The organism is Crossiella sp. CA-258035 (assembly GCF_030064675.1).
Classification (GTDB): domain Bacteria; phylum Actinomycetota; class Actinomycetes; order Mycobacteriales; family Pseudonocardiaceae; genus Crossiella.
In genome coordinates this window covers 1063645-1080932 of the sequence record NZ_CP116413.1, presented here as the reverse complement: position 1 = coordinate 1080932, position 17288 = coordinate 1063645, and the positions used below count along the sequence as shown (strand labels likewise).

13 protein-coding genes are annotated in these 17288 nt (G+C 72.5%); 10 read left to right on the top strand and 3 right to left on the bottom strand.

Going from position 1 to position 17288, the window contains the following annotated elements; all coding sequences use genetic code 11:
* Positions 1–99 precede the first annotated feature (99 nt).
* The 6 genes from N8J89_RS05220 (at position 100) to N8J89_RS05195 (ending at position 11121) form a co-directional block, all read left to right on the top strand.
* Positions 100–1020: a hypothetical protein gene (locus N8J89_RS05220; protein WP_283663215.1), complete on the top strand. Its 921-nt coding sequence runs from the start codon at positions 100–102 to the stop codon at positions 1018–1020.
* 97 nt (positions 1021–1117) lie between these two features.
* Positions 1118–2227, top strand: a complete 1110-nt coding sequence (locus tag N8J89_RS05215) for an ABC transporter ATP-binding protein (RefSeq protein WP_283663214.1) — start codon at positions 1118–1120, stop codon at positions 2225–2227.
* On the top strand, positions 2227–3057 hold the full coding sequence (locus tag N8J89_RS05210; RefSeq protein ID WP_283663213.1) for an ABC transporter permease: 831 nt from the start codon (positions 2227–2229) through the stop codon (positions 3055–3057). The genes N8J89_RS05215 and N8J89_RS05210 overlap by 1 nt, the downstream gene beginning before the upstream one ends.
* 38 nt (positions 3058–3095) lie before the next feature.
* Positions 3096–6836 (top strand): ABC transporter ATP-binding protein, encoded by a 3741-nt coding sequence (locus tag N8J89_RS05205; protein WP_283663212.1) that lies wholly within the window; start codon positions 3096–3098, stop codon positions 6834–6836.
* A 354-nt stretch (positions 6837–7190) separates the two neighbouring features.
* Positions 7191–10868, top strand: a complete 3678-nt coding sequence (locus tag N8J89_RS05200; RefSeq protein ID WP_283663211.1) for a multifunctional oxoglutarate decarboxylase/oxoglutarate dehydrogenase thiamine pyrophosphate-binding subunit/dihydrolipoyllysine-residue succinyltransferase subunit — start codon at positions 7191–7193, stop codon at positions 10866–10868.
* 70 nt (positions 10869–10938) lie between these two features.
* The gene (locus N8J89_RS05195) at positions 10939–11121 is read left to right on the top strand and encodes a DUF6104 family protein (RefSeq protein WP_252484204.1); all 183 of its coding nucleotides are present in this window, start codon (positions 10939–10941) and stop codon (positions 11119–11121) included.
* Here N8J89_RS05195 and N8J89_RS05190 read toward each other — a convergent pair.
* Positions 11118–12071 (bottom strand): helix-turn-helix transcriptional regulator, encoded by a 954-nt coding sequence (locus N8J89_RS05190; RefSeq protein ID WP_283663210.1) that lies wholly within the window; start codon positions 12069–12071, stop codon positions 11118–11120. The two genes, N8J89_RS05195 and N8J89_RS05190, sit on opposite strands and share 4 nt — an antisense overlap.
* A gap of 62 nt (positions 12072–12133) precedes the next feature.
* Here N8J89_RS05190 and N8J89_RS05185 point away from each other — a divergent pair, with 62 nt between their 5' ends.
* Complete coding sequence (locus N8J89_RS05185) at positions 12134–13411, top strand: FAD-binding oxidoreductase (protein WP_283663209.1); 1278 nt, start codon at positions 12134–12136, stop codon at positions 13409–13411.
* Here N8J89_RS05185 and N8J89_RS05180 read toward each other — a convergent pair.
* Entirely contained in the window at positions 13381–14349 is a 969-nt protein-coding gene (locus N8J89_RS05180; protein ID WP_283663208.1) for an aldo/keto reductase, read from the bottom strand. The two genes, N8J89_RS05185 and N8J89_RS05180, sit on opposite strands and share 31 nt — an antisense overlap.
* Before the next feature lie 69 nt (positions 14350–14418).
* On the opposite strand from N8J89_RS05180, the gene N8J89_RS05175 reads away from it, so the two are divergent.
* The 3 genes from N8J89_RS05175 (at position 14419) to N8J89_RS05165 (ending at position 16899) form a co-directional block, all read left to right on the top strand.
* The gene (locus N8J89_RS05175; protein WP_283663207.1) at positions 14419–14970 is read left to right on the top strand and encodes an AAA family ATPase; all 552 of its coding nucleotides are present in this window, start codon (positions 14419–14421) and stop codon (positions 14968–14970) included.
* A 67-nt stretch (positions 14971–15037) separates the two neighbouring features.
* Positions 15038–15706 carry a response regulator transcription factor gene (locus tag N8J89_RS05170; protein WP_283663206.1) on the top strand — a complete coding sequence of 223 codons (669 nt, stop codon included), beginning with the start codon at positions 15038–15040 and terminating at the stop codon, positions 15704–15706.
* Positions 15703–16899, top strand: coding sequence for a sensor histidine kinase (locus tag N8J89_RS05165; RefSeq protein ID WP_283663205.1), 1197 nt, complete (start codon positions 15703–15705; stop codon positions 16897–16899). Before N8J89_RS05170 ends, N8J89_RS05165 begins: the two co-directional genes overlap by 4 nt.
* Here N8J89_RS05165 and N8J89_RS05160 read toward each other — a convergent pair.
* On the bottom strand, positions 16896–17210 hold the full coding sequence (locus N8J89_RS05160; RefSeq protein WP_283663204.1) for a hypothetical protein: 315 nt from the start codon (positions 17208–17210) through the stop codon (positions 16896–16898). The two genes, N8J89_RS05165 and N8J89_RS05160, sit on opposite strands and share 4 nt — an antisense overlap.
* Positions 17211–17288: the final 78 nt, after the last annotated feature.

Here is a 17288-nt window from a genome sequence, read left to right as displayed (position 1 = left end):
AGACCGCCGTCCTGTCCGCGGCGCAGACCAGGGCGCTGGACGCGGCACTGGACAACGCGCTGGCGAAGTCCTCCCCCGCGAGAAGAGGAGACGACCAGGATGGACGACGTGCTGCGCCAGGCAGTGCTGGACCGGCTCGCCCTGCTTGACCAACTGGCCGAGGAGGGCGACGCCAACTCGCTGTTGCCACTGGCGCGCACGGAGCTCCAGCGCCTGGCCGAGGGCTGGCGGCTGCTGCTGACCGTGCACCAGCCGGACGCCGACGGCCGCTGCAAGGCCTGCCCGGGCGGGTTCCTCGGGCGGAGCAGGCGGTGGCCCTGCCAGCTGTGGCTGACCGCGCACCGGCACCTGATCAACGACGGCACCGGCCACCGCGAACGCCGGATGGCCCGCCGCAACCCGTTCAGCCGCAAGGCCCCCCGCGCCACGCCACCGTCGGAGGCGCGGATCCCGCCGGACGTGCTGGCCGCGCTGGCCGAGCAGGCGGCCCCGCCGCTGCCCCGCCGCGGCACCTCGCCGCCGGGGGCCATCCCGCCCTACCCGGGACACAGCGGCACCATCACGCCGGAGACCACACCGCCGCTGACCGGGACCATGCCGCCCGGCGCCTTCGTGCCGCTGCCCGCCCCGGCTGCCGTCGAGCCGGTGCGCCACGGCGCCACGCTGACCGGCAGCACGTCCCCCGGCGTGCTCGAACCGGTCGGCGCGGGCGAGGCCGCCCAGTCCATCGCGCCCCCGGTGATCGGCGCGGTCACCGTGGTCCCGGCCGGCGCCTGCGCCGCCACCCAGCCGCCGGGGCCGGCCGTGCCGCCGGAGACCGCGGCCGAGGTGACCACCGAGATCCCGCGCATCCGGCTCACCATGCCCAGCGAGCTCGACCCCGAGCTGCTCGAACAGCTCAGCTCCACCCTCGACCCGGACCGTCCGGCCCCGGTGGAGACCACCGACCCCGGCATCCACCGGGCGGCCGTGGTCGAGCGCGAGCCCACCCTGCCGCGGATCCGCCAGCGCCCCGTGTAACCGGTCACTCCAGGAGCCACGTGGTCGGCATCCGGCCACGCGAACGCGACGAATGCGGCAGTATTGCGGCCGTACCCCGTGGCACCTGGAGGAACGCGTGCACGACGGCAGTGGCCGGATCGTGGTGGGGAACCTGACGAAGCAGTTCGGGAACATCACCGCGGTGCAGGACCTGAGCTTCATCGTCGAACCCGGCACGGTGACCGGCTTCCTCGGCCCCAACGGCTCCGGCAAGACGACCACCCTCCGCATGGTGCTCGGCCTGGTCCGGCCCACCAGCGGGCAGGCGACCATCAACGGCGTGCCCTACGGGCAGCTCGGCAAGCCCGGCCGGGTGGTCGGCGCGGTGCTGGAGGCGCAGAGCTTCCACCCCGGCCGCTCGGCCCGGAACCACCTCAAGATCTACGCCGCCGCGCTGGAGGTGCCGGACGAGCGGGTGGACCAGGTGCTCCAGCTGGTCGGCCTCGGCGCGGCGGGCGACCGGCGCGCGGGCAGCTTCTCCCTCGGCATGCGGCAGCGCCTGGCGCTGGCCACCGCGCTGCTGGGCGACCCGCAGGTGCTGGTGCTCGACGAGCCGGCCAACGGCCTGGACCCGGAGGGCATCGCCTGGCTGCGCAGCTTCCTGCAGTCCTTCGCGCGCAGCGGCCGCACCGTGCTGGTCTCCAGCCACCTGCTCGCCGAGGTGGAGCAGACGGTGGACCACGTGGTGATCATCAGCCGCGGCCGCACGGTCTACAACGGCGGCCTGGAGACGCTGCGCCAGTCCCAGCAGAGCCGGGTCATCGTGCAGCCAGCCGACCCGCACAAGCTGGTCGAGGCGCTGCAGGCGGCCGGGCACACCATGATCGAGCCGACCCCGGACGGCAGGCTGGCCATCACCGGCGTGCACACCAAGCAGGTCGCCGACGTGGCCCTGGCCGCTGGCGTGGCGATCTACGCCATGCAGGAGGAGCAGGTCGACCTGGAGCGGTTGTTCTTCCAGCTGACCAGCGCCCAGTACACCGGCCAGGCCCCCGGTCAGTACCCGCCGCCGACGCCACCGGGCGGCGGCTGGGGACCGCCCAGCGGCGGCCTGCCCGCCCCGACCAGCTACGAGCAGGCCTACCAGCAGCAACAGGCCTACCAGCAGGGCTACCAGCAGCCGCAGCAGCCCGGCTACCCGCCGCAGCCCGGCCAGCAGGGCAACCAGTACGGAGGTAACGCCTGATGGGCGCCCTGATCAAGAGCGAGCTGCGCAAGATCCTGACCACCAACGTGTGGTGGGCGCTGCTCATCCCGGCCGCGCTGGTCACGCTGCTGGTCACGCTGGGCGGCAGTGCGGCTGGCCTGTTCCTGACCTCGATCGCCTCGCAGGTGCAGGACACCAACCTGAACGTGCCGCTGGCGCTGCTGGTCTTCGCCAGCGGGGTGAACATCGGCACCATCTTCTCCGCGATCTTCGGCGGGCTGGCGGTGGCCGGGGAGTTCCAGCACCGCACCATCACCACCACCTACCTCACCGCGCCCTCGCGGACCGCCTCGATGCTGGCCAAGCTGATCACCTACAGCGGGTTCGGCGTGCTCTACGGCGTGGTCATCGCGATCTTCGGCACGGTCGGCGCGCTGCTCGCGCTGGACATCGACAACTTCCCGAACGTGGGCTCCTGGCTGCTGCTCTGCCTGGTCGCGGTGCTGGCCAACGTGCTGTGGGTGGTGCTGGGCGTCGGCCTGGGCGCGCTGATGGGCAACCAGCTGGCCGTGGTGCTCGTGGTGCCGCTGGGCGCGCTGCTGGAGGCGCTGATCCGCGGGGTGCTGGGCAGCCAGGGCGCGCCGGAGGTGACCTACTTCCTGCCCAACGCCAGCGGCAGCAACATGGTCGGCGGGGTGGCCCAGGACCTGCTGCTGGACTCCATCAGCGGCGCGGCCCGCTCCCTCGGCCGCGGCTTCACCGACACCGACGGCCTGCCCTGGTGGGGCAGCGGCCTGGTGTTCCTGGGCTACGTCGCCCTGTTCGTGGCCGTGGGCAGGCTGGTCGCGCAGCGGCGCGACATCGCCTGAGCGCGAACGCTGTCGGGCACCCGGGTTAGCGTGACCGGGTGCCCACCACCACGAACCCCTCCACTGGCCGCGGCTGGATCCGCAGGCTGACCCGCGCCTGCTGGGCGCACCCGCGCATCGTGGTCGCGGCCATGCTGGCCTCGGTGGTCGGCGTCGGGTTGCAGGCCGTCGCGCCGCTGCTGCTGGCCAAGGCGGTGGACGACGCAGTCGCCGGCAGCACGGCCTGGCTGACCTGGATCGTGGCCGGGCTGTGCGCGCTGGCGCTGCTGGCCTTCGGCACCGCGTTCGTGCGCCGCTACCTGGGCGGGCGGCTGGCCCTGGACGTGCAGCACGACCTGCGCCGCGCGGTGTTCGGCTCGGTGCAGCGGCTGGACGGCGGCAACCAGGACTCGCTGCGCACCGGGCAGGTGGTGTCCAGGGCGATCACCGACCTGCAGCTGGTGCACTCGCTGCTGTCCATGGTGCCGCTGGCCGCGGGCCAGGTGGTGTTCGCGGTGATCGCGCTCGGCGCGATGCTGTGGCTGTCCCCGCTGCTCACCCTGGTCGCGCTGCTGGTGGTGCCCGCGGTGTTCGTCACCGTGCTGCGCAGCCGCAACGTGCTGTTCCCGGCCACCTGGTCGGCGCAGCAGCGGGCCGCGGACGTGGCCCAGCACGTGGAGGAGACGGTCACCGGGGTCCGGGTGGTCAAGGGCTTCGGGCAGGAGGCCAGGGAGACCGGCAGGCTGGAGGCGGCGGCCACTCGCCTGTTCGGCGAACGGCTGCGCGCGGCCCGGCTGACCGCGAAGCCGAACGCGACGCTGGCCGCGCTGCCCGCGCTGGGCCAGGTCGGCGTGCTCGGCTTGGGCGGGGCGCTCGCGCTCGGCGGGCAGGTCTCCCTCGGCACCTTCCTCGCCTTCGCCACCTACGTGGCCAACCTGATCGGCCCGGCCCGGATGCTGTCCAGCCTGCTGATCACCAGCCAGCTGGCCAGGGCCAGCGTGGAGCGGGTGTACGACCTGATCGACTCCCAGCCGGAGGTGCGCGACGCCCCGGACGCCGCCGGGGTGCCGGACGGGCCGCTGGAGGTGGCCTTCGAGGACGTGCGCTTCGGCTACCGGCGCAGCGAGCCGGTGCTGGACGGGGTGTCCCTGCGGGTCGCGCCGGGCGAGACGCTGGCGCTGGTGGGCACCGCCGGGTCCGGCAAGTCCACCGTGTCGCTGCTGCTGCCGCGGTTCTACGACGTGCACGAGGGCACCGTGCGGCTGGGCGGCGCGGACATCAGGGGGCTGCGGCTGGCCGCGCTGCGCGGGGCGATCGGGGTGGTGTTCGAGGAGGCGTTCCTGTTCTCCGACACCGTCCGGGCCAACATCGCCTACGGGCGGCCCGACGCCACCGAGGCCGAGGTCGAGGCGGCGGCCAAGGCGGCGGAGGCGCACGAGTTCATCGAGGCGCTGCCGCAGGGCTACGACACGCTGGTCGGCGAGCGCGGGCTCACCCTCTCCGGTGGTCAGCGGCAGCGGGTCGCGCTGGCCCGCGCGCTGCTGTCCGACCCCAGGGTGCTGATCCTGGACGACGCCACCTCCGCGGTGGACCCGGCCACCGAGGCGGCCATCCACGCCACCCTGCACGCGGTCACCGCGAGCCGGACCACGCTGCTCATCGCGCACCGCCGCTCCACCCTAGCGCTGGCCGACCGGATCGCGGTGCTCGACCGCGGCCAGGTCGTCGACGTGGGCACCCAGGCCGAGCTGACCGAGCGCTGCGCGCTGTTCCGCGCGCTGCTGGCCGGTCCGGGCGAGGCGATCGAGGACACCCAGGCCGCCGCGCCCGAGGCGCTGGTGCCGGGCCCGGACGGGGTCACGCCCGCGCTGTGGCCGGACCCGCCGGAGGACATGTCAGGACCCAGTGCCTCGGCCCGGCAGGCGGCCAGCGGCGCGCGGCCGGGCCGGGGTGGCCGGGTCGGCGCGATGACCGCGCTGGAGGCGACCCCCGAGCTGCTCGCGCAGGTGGCCGCGCTGCCGCCGGTGCGGGACGAGCCGGAGCTGCCCGGCATCGACGCCCGCGCGCCCGACCCCGGCTTCCGGCTGCGGCGGCTGCTCGAACCGGTGCGCAGGCTGCTGCTGCTCGCGGTGGCCTGCGTGGCGGTGGACGCGGCCACCTCGATCGCGCTGCCCACCCTGTTCCGGCACGGCGTGGACAGCGGGGTGGACGCCCGCTCCGGCTGGGCGCTGGCCGGGCTGGTGCTGCTCGGCGTCCTGGTGGTGGGCCTGGGCTGGGCCGCGGTCAGCGCGCAGACCCTGGTCACCGCGCGGGCCGGGGAGAGCGTGCTGTACCTGCTGCGGGTGCGCAGCTTCAGCCAGCTGCAACGCCTCGGCCTGGACTACTACGAGCGCGAGCTGGCCGGGCGGATCATGACCAGGATGACCACCGACGTGGACGCGCTGTCCACGTTCCTGCAGACCGGGCTGGCCACCGCGGTGGTCAGCGTGCTGACCGTCGGCGGCATCACGGTGGCCCTGCTGCTCACCGACCTCGGGCTGGCCCTGGTCGCGCTGGCCGCGCTGCCCATCCTGCTGCTCGCCACGGTGGTCTTCCGCCGCTACTCCTCGCAGGCCTACGCCGAGGCGCGCGAGCGGGTCTCGATGGTCAACGCCGACCTGCAGGAGAACGTCTCCGGGCTGCGCGTGGCCCAGGCGTTCACCAGGGAGGAGCACTCCGCGGCCGCCTTCGCCGAGCGCAGCGACGCCTACCGGCGGTCCCGGCTGCGGGCCCAGCGCTACATCGCGACCTACTTCCCGTTCGTCACCCTGCTCTCCGACCTGGCGCAGGCCGCGGTGCTCGGGGTGGGCGCGTACCGGGTGGCCACCGGTTCGCTGACCGCGGGCGTGCTGCTGGCGTTCCTGCTGTACCTGGGGCTGTTCTTCGCGCCCATCCAGCAGCTGTCCGGGGTCTTCGACGGCTACCAGCAGGCCAAGGTCGGCCTGCACCGCATCGGCGACCTGCTGCGCACCCCGACCTCGGTGCCCCCGGCGGGCCACCCGCGCGCGGTGCCCGAGCGGCTGCGCGGCGCGGTCGAGCTGCGCGGGGTCGGCTTCACCTACCCCGGCACCGACCGCCCGGCGCTGACCGACATCTCGCTGACCGCCCGCCCCGGCGAGACCATCGCGCTGGTCGGCGCCACCGGCGCGGGCAAGTCCACGCTGGTCAAGCTGCTGGCCCGGTTCTACGACGTCACCGAGGGCACGGTGCTGGTGGACGGGGTGGACATCCGCGCCTACCACCTGCCCGGCTACCGCGGCAGGCTCGGCGTGGTGCCGCAGGAGCCGCACCTGTTCACCGGCGACGTGGCCAGCAACATCGGCTACGGCCGCCCGGGGGCCACCCCGGCCGAGGTGGAGGCCGCGGCCCGCTCGGTCGGCGCGCTGCCCATGATCGCCGGACTGCGCGCGGGCTTCCGCCAGCCGGTCGGCGAACGCGGTCAGGGCCTCTCCGCCGGCCAGCGCCAGCTCATCGCCCTGGCTCGCGCTCGCCTGGTCGACCCGGACCTGCTGCTGCTGGACGAGGCCACCGCCGCGCTGGACCCGGCCACCGAGGCCGCCGTGCTCAGCGCCAGCGACCGCCTCACCGGCGAGCGCACCACCTTCGTGGTCGCGCACCGCCTGGCCACCGCCGCCCGCGCCGACCGCATCGTCGTCCTGGCCAACGGCCGCATCGAAGAGGAGGGCACCCACACCCAACTCCTCGCCATGAACGGCGCCTACGCCCGCCTCTGGCGAGCAGGCACCCTCGACGCCGCCTGACCCCACCGCCGTGTTGGCCGATCTCGTACGGGGTGTTGGCCGATCTCACACCCAGAACTGCCTGTCGGCGGCGGCCGGGTGGCCCTTCGGGGCGTCCACAACGGCCAAGACCCCGTACGAGATCGGCCAACACGGCGGGCTGTCGGTGGGCTTGGGTGGGGTTGCGGTGGGGGTGGGAACGTGCTTGAGGTGGGCTTGAGGTGCGGATTTGATACTAGACCGATCCAGTAAACGATTCTGTGACCTAGCCCTCCGCGCGCTGACCCCGCCCTGTACCACGGCGGCGCGCGGTAGGACTAGCCTGAAACAGAGTGTGTCTTACCCCGAGCAGATGGATCGAGGCGAGTGTCGGCCGTGTCCAGCAGCAGCCCTGCGTCACAGTTCGGCCCCAATGAGTGGCTAGTCGAGGAAATGTATGAGCAGTTCCTCGCTGATCCCACCTCAGTAGACCCGGCGTGGCACGACTTCTTCGCCGACTACAAGCCGACGCAGAAGTCCGCCGACATCGGCGAGACCGCGGCGCAGTCGGCCGCCGCCAGCACTGTGACCACAACCCAGGCAGCCCCGCCGAAGGCGCCTGACACCAACGGCCAGGCCCCGGCCGCCGCCCCCAAGGCGGCTGCCCCGGCCAAGCCCAAGCCGACCCCGTCGGCAGCCGCCGCGGCGACCCCGGTGAAGCAGCCCTCGGGTCCCGGCGAGCGCAAGCAGTTGCGCGGCGCGGCCGCGGCGATCGCGAAGAACATGGAGCAGTCGCTGACCGTGCCGACCGCCACCTCGGTGCGCGCGGTCCCGGCCAAGCTGCTCGCGGACAACCGGATCGTGATCAACAACCACCTGAAGCGGACCAGGGGCGGGAAGGTCTCCTTCACCCACCTCATCGGCTACGCGATTGTCCGGGCGCTGGAGAGCTACCCGAACATGAACCGCTTCTTCGCCGAGACCGAGGGCAAGCCGACCATCGGCACCCCCGAGCACGTCAACCTCGGCCTGGCCATCGACCTGCCCGGCAAGGACGGCTCGCGCACCCTGGTGGTGGCCTCCATCAAGGGCTGCGAGTCCATGTCCTTCCTGCAGTTCTGGCAGGCCTACGAGGACCTGATCCGCAAGGCCCGCGGCGGCAAGCTCGGCAACGACGACTTCACCGGCACCACGATCTCGCTGACCAACCCCGGCACCATCGGCACCAACCACTCGGTGCCGAGGCTGACCGCGGGCCAGGGCGCGATCATCGGCGTCGGCGCGATGGAGTACCCGGCCGAGTTCCAGGGCGCCAGCGAGAAGGCCCTGATCAAGATGGGCATCAGCAAGATCATCACGCTGACGTCCACCTACGACCACCGGATCATCCAGGGCGCGGAGTCCGGCGAGTTCCTGCGCCGGATCCACCAGCTGCTGCTGGGCGAGGACGGCTTCTACGACAGCATCTTCGCCTCGCTGCGCATCCCCTACGAGCCGATCCGCTGGGTGGCCGACATCCCGGACGGCGCCGTGGACAAGACCGCGCGCGTGCTGGAGCTGATCGACGCCTTCCGCTCCCGCGGCCACCTGATGGCCGACACCGACCCGCTGAACTACCGCCAGCGCCGCCACCCCGACCTGGACGTGCTCTCGCACGGCCTGACCCTGTGGGACCTGGACCGCGAGTTCGCGGTCGGCGGGTTCGCCGGGCGGGAGCGGATGAAGCTGCGCGACGTGCTCGGCGTGCTGCGCGACTCCTACTGCCGCACCGTGGGCATCGAGTACACCCACATCCTCGGCCCGGACGAGCGCAAGTGGCTGCAGGAGCGGATCGAGGTCCCGCACTCCAAGCCGGACCAGGCCGAGCAGATCTACATCCTGAGCAAGCTCAACGCGGCCGAGGCGTTCGAGACCTTCCTGCAGACCAAGTACGTCGGGCAGAAGCGGTTCTCGCTGGAGGGCGGCGAGACCGTCATCCCACTGCTGGACGCGGTGCTGGACAAGGCGGCCGAGTACGACCTGGACGAGGTCGTCATCGGCATGCCGCACCGTGGGCGGCTGAACGTGCTGGCCAACATCGTGGGCAAGCCGATCTCGCAGATCTTCCGCGAGTTCGAGGGCAACCTCGACCCGGGCCAGGCGCACGGCTCCGGCGACGTGAAGTACCACCTCGGCGCCGAGGGCAAGTACTTCCGGATGTTCGGCGACGGCGAGGTCGCGGTCTCGCTGACCTGCAACCCGTCCCACCTGGAAGCGGTCGACCCGGTGCTGGAGGGCATCGTCCGGGCCAAGCAGGACATCCTGGACAAGGGCGAGGGCGGCTTCACCGTCGTGCCGGTGCTGCTGCACGGCGACGCGGCCTTCGCCGGCCAGGGCGTGGTGGCCGAGACGCTGAACCTGGCGCTGCTGCGCGGTTACCGCACCGGCGGCACCGTGCACGTGGTGGTCAACAACCAGGTCGGCTTCACCACCGCCCCCGAGTACTCGCGCTCCAGCCAGTACTGCACCGACGTGGCGAAGATGATCGAGGCGCCGGTCTTCCACGTCAACGGCGACGACCCCGAGGCCTGTGTCTGGGTGGCCAAGCTGGCCATGGAGTACCGCCAGGCCTTCGGCAAGGACGTCGTGATCGACATGCTCTGCTACCGGCGCCGCGGTCACAACGAGGGCGACGACCCGTCGATGACCCAGCCGGCCATGTACGACCTGATCGACACCAAGCGCTCGGTCCGCAAGACCTACACCGAGGCGCTGATCGGCCGGGGCGACATCTCGGTCGAGGAGGCCGAGAGCGCGCTGAAGGACTTCGGCAGCCAGCTGGAGCACGTCTTCAACGAGGTCCGCGAGCTGGAGAAGCACCCGGCCGTGGTGAGCCCGTCGGTGGAGGCCGAGCAGGTCATCCCGACCAAGCTCAAGACCGCGATCTCGCTGGAGACGCTGACCCACATCGCCGACGCGCACGTCAACCTGCCGGAGGGCTTCAGCCCGCACCCGAGGGTGAAGCCGGTGCTGGAGCGCCGGGCCAAGATGGCCCGCGAGGGCGGCATCGACTGGGCCTTCGCCGAGCTGCTGGCCTTCGGCTCGCTGGTGATGGAGAAGCGGCGGGTGCGCCTGGCCGGTCAGGACTCGCGGCGCGGCACCTTCGTGCAGCGGCACTCGGTGCTGATCGACCGCAAGACCGGCAAGGAGTACACCCCGCTGCAGAACCTGTCGGAGGACCAGGCCAAGTTCCTGGTCTACGACTCGGCGCTGTCGGAGTTCGCCGCGCTCGGCTTCGAGTACGGCTACTCGGTGGCCAACCCCGAGGCGCTGGTGCTGTGGGAGGCGCAGTTCGGCGACTTCGTCAACGGCGCGCAGCCGATCATCGACGAGTTCATCTCCTCCGGTGAGGCCAAGTGGGGCCAGCGCTCCGACGTGGTGCTGCTGCTGCCGCACGGCCACGAGGGCCAGGGCCCCGACCACACCTCCGGCCGCATCGAGCGCTTCCTCCAGCTGTGCGCGGAGGGCTCGATGACGGTGGCGGTGCCGTCCACCCCGGCCAGCTACTTCCACCTGCTGCGCAGGCACGCGCTGGACGGGATCAACCGGCCGCTGGTGGTCTTCACCCCGAAGTCCATGCTCCGGATGAAGGCTGCGACCAGCCCGGTCGAGGACTTCACCGACAGCAAGTTCCACTCGGTGCTGGCCGACCCGGTGGTGGCCGACCCGAACAAGGTCGACCGCGTGCTGCTGTGCAGCGGCAAGATCAGCTACGAGCTCAACGCCGAGCGGCAGAAGCGCGGCGCGGACAACGTGGCGATCGTGCGCATCGAGCAGCTCTACCCGGTGCCGCACAAGAAGCTGGGCCTGGTGCTGGACAAGTACCCCAACGCCAAGGACATCCGCTGGGTCCAGGAGGAGCCGGCGAACCAGGGCGCCTGGCCGTTCCTGGGCCTGTCCCTGCCGGAGCTGCTGCCCGAGCGCCTCGGCGGGCTCAAGCGGGTCTCGCGGCGCGCGATGGCGGCCCCGTCCGCCGGGTCCGGCAAGGTGCACGACGTCGAGCAGGCGGCGCTGATCGCCAAGGCTTTCGACTGATCGTTTGAGTTCGTCCGAGCCGCCAGGTCCGCTACGGGCCTGGCGGCTCGGCCATATCCCGGAGGAATCCGTGTACTTCACCGACCGCGGTATCGAGGAGCTGGAGCAGCGGCGCGGCGAGGAGGAGGTCACCCTGGCCTGGGTGGCCGACAAGCTGCGCGCCTTCGTCGACCTGAACCCGGACTTCGAGACCACGATCGAACGGCTCGCGACCTTCCTCGCCCGCGATGACGCGGACGATCTGGACGACTAGCCCAGCCGTTCCCGCGCCGCCCGCAGCTCGGCCCTGACCTCCGCGTCCGCCTCGACGATCTCCAGGTCAGCGCCGATCGCGGCCAGGCCGAGCAGGTCGCGCACCACGTCCCGGGGCGTGTCCGCGCTGAGCCGGACCTCGCTGCCGCCCTCGATCTCGGTCACCCTGGCGGGCAGCAGGTGCAGCGTCCTGGCCAGCACCTCGCGCGGCGGCGCGGCGATCCGGGCCAGGGCGTGGTGCCGGTAGGGGGCGGTGGCCAGCACCCGGTCCAGGTAGGCGGCGGTGTCCGGCTCGGGCAGTTCGCGCGGGGCGAAGCGGCGGCCGGTGGGGCGGGGGTCGGTGATCCGGTCGACCCGGAAGGTGCGCCAGTCCGCCCGCTCGGCGTCGTGGGCCAGCAGGTACCAGAGCCGGTAACCGGTGATCAGGCGGTGCGGTTCGACCCGGCGCTCCCCCGTTGAGCCGTCCCGCCGCCGGTAGCCGAAGGTGAGCAGCTCGCCGTCGCGCACGGCCGCGCCGAGCACCGCGAGCACCGAGGGGTCGACCTGGGCGCCGGTGGCCGCGTGCACCGGATCGGTGGCCTGGGCGACCGCGGCCACCCGGTGCCGCAGCCGGGAGGGCAGGATCTGGCTCAGCTTGGCCAGCGCCCGCACCGCGGTCTCGGCCACCCCGCTGATCCCGGTGCCCGCCGCGGTGAGCAGGCCGGTGGCCACCGCGACCGCCTCCTCCTCATCCAGCGCCAGCGGCGGCAGGTTGCGGCCGGAGACCAGCCGGTAGCCGCCCGCGGTGCCGGTGGATGCCTGCACCGGGTAGCCCAGCTCGCGCAGCTTCTCCACATCGCGGCGCACGGTCCGGTCGGTGACGGCCAGCCGCTCGGCCAGCTCCGCGCCGGACCACTCCCGGCGGGCCTGCAACAGCGACAGCAACCGCATGACTCTGGCGAGCGGGCTCATGCCGCCAAGATTGCCACGCTTGCGGACAGGAGCTGTCCGGAACGGCTCCTAACGTGGACCGCATGTTGACCTTCGAGCCCAGTTCCGCCGACTACGACACCGAACGCGCGGGCTTCCAGACCCACTCCGACTACCGCCCGGCCCTGGTGGCCGGCGCGGCCTCCGCCGCCGACGTGCGGGCCGCAGTGGCCTTGGCCGCCGAGCGGGACCTGCCGGTGGCGGTGCAGTCCACCGGCCACGGCCTGCCGCCTGCCGGGGAGCCGGGCGTGCTGATCACCACGCACCGGATGCGGGAGCTGACCGTGGACCCGGTCGAGCGCACCGCGCGGGTGAGCGCGGGCGTGCGCTGGGCTGAAGTCCTGGAAGCCGCCGCCCCGCACGGGTTGATGCCGCTGCTGGGCAGCGCGCCGCACGTGGGCGTCATCGGCTACACCCTGGGCGGCGGGCTGAGCCTGTTCGGCCGTCCGTTCGGCTGGGCCGCCGACCGGGTGCGCTCGCTGGAGGTGGTCACCGCCGACGGCGCGCTCCAGGAGGTCGGGCCCGGTTCGGAGCTGTTCCAGGGCCTGCTCGGCGGTGGCGCGGCGCTGGGCATCGTGACCGCGATGACCTTCGAGCTGCTCCCGCTGCCGGAGCTGTGGGCCGGCGGGCTGTTCTTCGACACCGGGCTGATCCCGGACGCGCTGCGGGTCTGGACCGAGTGGACCAAGACCGTGCCGGACACGCTGACCTCCTCGATCGCGGTGATCCCGTTCCCGGACTTCCCCGGCGTGCCCGAGCCGCTGCGCGGGCGGCGGGTGGCGCACCTGCGGATCACCCAGGCCGGACCGGCCGCCGACGACCTCCTCGCCCCGCTGCGCGCGCTCGGCCCGCTGCTGGACACCCTCGGCCCGCTCCCGCTGACCGAGGTCGGCTCGATCTACAACGACCCGACCACGCCCGCCCCGTTCCGCTCCAGCAACCGGATGCTGCGCACCGCCGACGCGCTGACCACCCGCCGGCTGCTCGCGCACACCCCGCCCGGCCCGCACATCGTGGAGCTGCGCCACCTCGGCGGCGCGCTGGCCAGTCCGGCGGCCAACGCGGTGGGTGACCGGGACGCGGCGTACCTGGCCACCATCACCACGCTGGCCCCGGACGCGGACACGCCCGCCGCGCACGAGGCGCTGTTCGCCGCGCTGGCCCCGTGGACCAGCGGCGGGCGGTTCCGCAACTTCCTCACCGACCCGGCCGAGGCCCGCCACCCGCGCTGGGTGCACGAGCTGAAGGCGCGGCTGGACCCGGCGGGCCGGTTCGGGGTGCTACCGGAGGCTCAGAAGCCGATCACGGCGTGCGGCGTGTAGGGCGCCTCCAGCCGGGCGACCTCCTCCGCGGAGAGCTCGAGGCCGACCGCGGCGACCGCGTCCTCCAGGTGGTGCATCTTGGTGGCGCCGACGATGGGCGCGGTCACCGCCGGGTTGTGCAGCAGCCAGGCCAGTCCGACCTGCGCCCTGGGCACCCCGCGCTCGGCGGCCACCGCCGCCACCGCGTCCACCACGATCCGGTCGCTGTCCTGGTAGAGCGTCTTGCCGAAGTCGTCGGTCTCGGCGCGCGCGGTGGCCGCGTCCCAGTCCCGGGTGAGGCGGCCGCGGGCCAGCGGGCTCCACGGGATCACGCCGATGCCCTCCTCCGCGCACAGCGGCAGCATCTCCCGCTCCTCCTCGCGGTAGATCAGGTTGTAGTGGTTCTGCATGGAGACGAACCTGGTCCAGCCGTTGAGGTCGGCGGTGTAGAGCATCTTGGCGAACTGGTAGGCGTGCATGGAGGAGGCGCCGAGGTAGCGCACCTTGCCCGACTTGACCACGTCGTGCAGGGCTTCCAGGGTCTCCTCGATCGGGGTGTGCCGGTCGAACCGGTGGATCTGGTAGAGGTCGATGTAGTCGGTGCCCAGCCTGCGCAGGCTGTTGTCCACCTCGGCGAAGATCGCCTTGCGGGACAGGCCGCGCCGGTTCGGGCCCTCCCCCATCGGCAGGAAGACCTTGGTGGCCAGCACGATCTCGTCCCGGCGGGCGTACTCGCCCAGCAGCTTGCCGGTGATCTCCTCGCTGGTGCCGTCGCTGTAGTAGTTGGCGGTGTCGAAGAAGTTGATGCCCAGTTCGACCGCGCGCTTGAGGAAGGGCCTGCTCTGCTCCTCGGTCAGCGACCACGGGTGCGGGCCGCGCTCCGGCACGCCGTAGCTCATGCAGCCCAGGCAGATCCGGGAGACGTCCAGTCCGGTGGCGCCCAGCTTCACATACTCCATGCGGCCGAACCTACGCCGTGCCGCTGTTCACAGCAGCGCAATTCCAGTGGCTGGGCCATCATCGACGGCATGAGCGAGCCCGTGTCACCAGGACAGGTCATCGTGCTCACCGGACCGCCGGGGGCAGGCAAGAGCACGGTGTCGCGGTTGCTGGCCGATGAGCTGTCGCCCAGCGTGCACCTGCACACCGACGACTTCTACAAGTTCATCCGGCGTGGCGCGATCGCGCCGTACCTGCCGGAGGCCCAGCGGCAGAACGAGATCGTGATCGACGTGCTGGCCGGCGCGGCCTTCGGCTACGCCGTCGGCGGCTACGACGTGGTGGTCGACGGCGTGATCGGGCCGTGGTTCCTGGACGTCTTCCGCAAGGCCGGCGCCGGGTTCAAGACGCACTACGTGGTGCTGCGGCCGAACGAGGCGATCACCATCGGGCGCGCGGTGGACCGGGGCCCGGAGGCGCTGACCGCGGTGGCCCCGATCCGGGAGCTGTACCGGCAGTTCAGCGAGCTGGGCGAGCTGGAACGGCACGTGGTGGACTCCGGGCCGCTGGACGCCGACGCCACCACCACCGCGGTGCTGGCCGGCATCGCCCGCGGCGCCTACCTGCTCGCCGGGGACTGAGCGCGGGGCGAAAATCCGCCGAAAGCGTGGTCCGGACCGCTCCGCCGGTCCGGATACCGTCGGCGGGGTGCGACTGCTCATCGTGGAGGACGAGGCCGACCTGGCCAGCGCGCTGCGCACCGGGCTCAGCCACGCCGGGTACGCGGTGGACACCGCGGCTACCGGCGGCGAGGCGCTGACCAAGTTCGGCGTGCACGCCTACGACCTGGTGGTGCTGGACCTGAACCTGCCCGACGGCGACGGCCTCGGGCTGTGCCGCCGGATCCGCGCGGCCAGCGGGGTGCGCATCCTGATGCTCACCGCGCGGGCCAGCCTGGCCGACCGGGTGCGCGGGCTGGACCACGGCGCGGACGACTACCTGGTGAAGCCGTTCGCGCTGGCCGAGCTGCTGGCCAGGATCAGGGCGCTGCTGCGGCGGGACGGCGACTGCGGGGAGCCGGTGCTGCGCGCGGGCGGGCTGGAGCTGGACCCGGCCAGCGGCGAGGTGCGCCGGGACGGGGTGCCGATCTCGTTGACCCGCAAGGAGTTCGGCGTGCTGCGGTACCTGATGTCCAAGCCGGGCAAGCTGGTTCCGGCCGAGGAACTGCTCGAACACGTGTGGGACGAGTTCGCCAACCCGTTCACCGAGACCGTGCGGGTCACGGTGGGCACGTTGCGGCGCAAGGTTTCCAGCGCGCAGGGCCGGCCGCCGATCGAGACCGTGATCGGCCGCGGTTACCGGCTGGTGGAGCGGTGAGCGCCCGCCGCTGGATGACCACGATCCGGTTCCGGCTCACCGTGTCCTACTCGGCCTGGGTGTTCGTGCTGGGTGCGCTGGTGATCACCGCGATCTACCTCGGCGTGCTGTACACCCTGGAGACCGCCGAGCCGTCGACGCAGAGCCCGCTGGTCAAGGTGCTCATCGGCCCGGACGGCGTGCAGTACTGGACGACGGAGAAGCAGAACGCGCTCAAGGACTTCGAGCGCGACGTGCAGTACCAGGCGGTCACCCTGCTCGGCCGGTACTCCGCGCTCGCGCTCTCCGCGCTGTTCCTGTTGAGCCTGGCCATCGGCTGGTGGCAGGCCGGTCGCGCGCTGCGCCCGATCCGCCGGATCACCCAGCGCGCCAGGGAAATCAGCGCCACCGACCTGTCCCGCCGGATCGCCCTGGACGGCCCCTCCGACGAGCTGCGCGGCCTGGCCGACACCATCGACGACATGCTGGCCAGGCTGGACACCGCCTTCGCCGACCAGCGCCGCCTGCTCGGCGACGCCTCGCACGAGCTGCGCAACCCGCTGGCGATCATCCAGGCGAACGTGGACGCGGTGCTCACCCGCCCGGACGCCACGGCGGCGGAACGGGAGCAGGCGGGTGAGGTGGTGCGCCGCGCGGTGCTGCGGATGAGCGGCCTGGTCGAGGACCTGCTGGCCACCGGCCGCCGGGACGCCCCCGCCTTCGCCGAGACCGAGGCCGACCTGGGCGAGCTGGCCGAGGAGTCCGCCGCCGAACACGACCAGCTCGCCACCGAGGCCGGTATCACCCTCACCCGCCGGCTGGCCCCTGACCTGCGGGTGACCGGCGACCGCGACGCCCTCAAACGCGCCACCGCCAACCTGTTGGGCAACGCGCTGCGCTTCGCGCCCAAGGGCAGCACGGTCGAGCTGGCCACCGGCCGCGGCGACGGCTGGTGCTGGCTCGCCGTCCGCGACCAGGGCCCCGGCCTGGGTCCCGAAGCCCAGGCCAGGGTGTTCGACCGGTTCTGGCAAGCCGGGGACCATGCCGCGCACAACGGTCACAGCGGCCTGGGCCTGGCGATCGTGCGGCAGATCGTGGAGAGCCACGACGGCCACGCCACCGTGCACAGCTCCCCCGGTCACGGCAGCACCTTCGTGCTGTGGCTACCGGACCTGGCGGCCCCGCACCGCGTCCCGGCGGCCGAGCGGGCCTAGCGGCAGACGGCGCTGGTCCGCGCGGTGCCCACGAAGCTGGTCTCCGACCGCTTCTCCACCGTGACCAGACCCTTCAGCTTCTTGCAGCTGGTCCCGGTCCGCTTCTCGTGCGCCGCGATCGCCTTGTCGACCCCGTCCTGCGCCAGCCGCACGGCCTTGTCCGCGGTCTCCGCCACGGCGATCCCGGCGAACTTGACCACACCCGGCTTGGCTGGCTTCGCGGCTTCGTCGGCCATGGCGACCGACGCGGTGCCCAGCGGCAGACCGATGGCGAGCGCGCCGACCAGGAGCATGGACTTCAGCGACCTCATGGGATCTCCTCGTGTTGGTGGATCGAACACGAGAAGTGAACCGAAACAGGGGGAAAACCAACCGAAAGCGAGATCATC

Coding starts and splice junctions, on each gene's coding strand:
- N8J89_RS05220 (WP_283663215.1), top strand. CDS start 100: ATGGACGACGTGCTGCGCCAGGCAGTGCTGGACCGGCTCGCCCTGCTT.
- N8J89_RS05210 (WP_283663213.1), top strand. CDS start 2,227: ATGGGCGCCCTGATCAAGAGCGAGCTGCGCAAGATCCTGACCACCAAC.
- N8J89_RS05190 (WP_283663210.1), bottom strand. CDS start 12,071: ATGAGCCCGCTCGCCAGAGTCATGCGGTTGCTGTCGCTGTTGCAGGCC.
- N8J89_RS05185 (WP_283663209.1), top strand. CDS start 12,134: ATGTTGACCTTCGAGCCCAGTTCCGCCGACTACGACACCGAACGCGCG.
- N8J89_RS05180 (WP_283663208.1), bottom strand. CDS start 14,349: ATGGAGTATGTGAAGCTGGGCGCCACCGGACTGGACGTCTCCCGGATC.
- N8J89_RS05175 (WP_283663207.1), top strand. CDS start 14,419: ATGAGCGAGCCCGTGTCACCAGGACAGGTCATCGTGCTCACCGGACCG.
- N8J89_RS05160 (WP_283663204.1), bottom strand. CDS start 17,210: ATGAGGTCGCTGAAGTCCATGCTCCTGGTCGGCGCGCTCGCCATCGGT.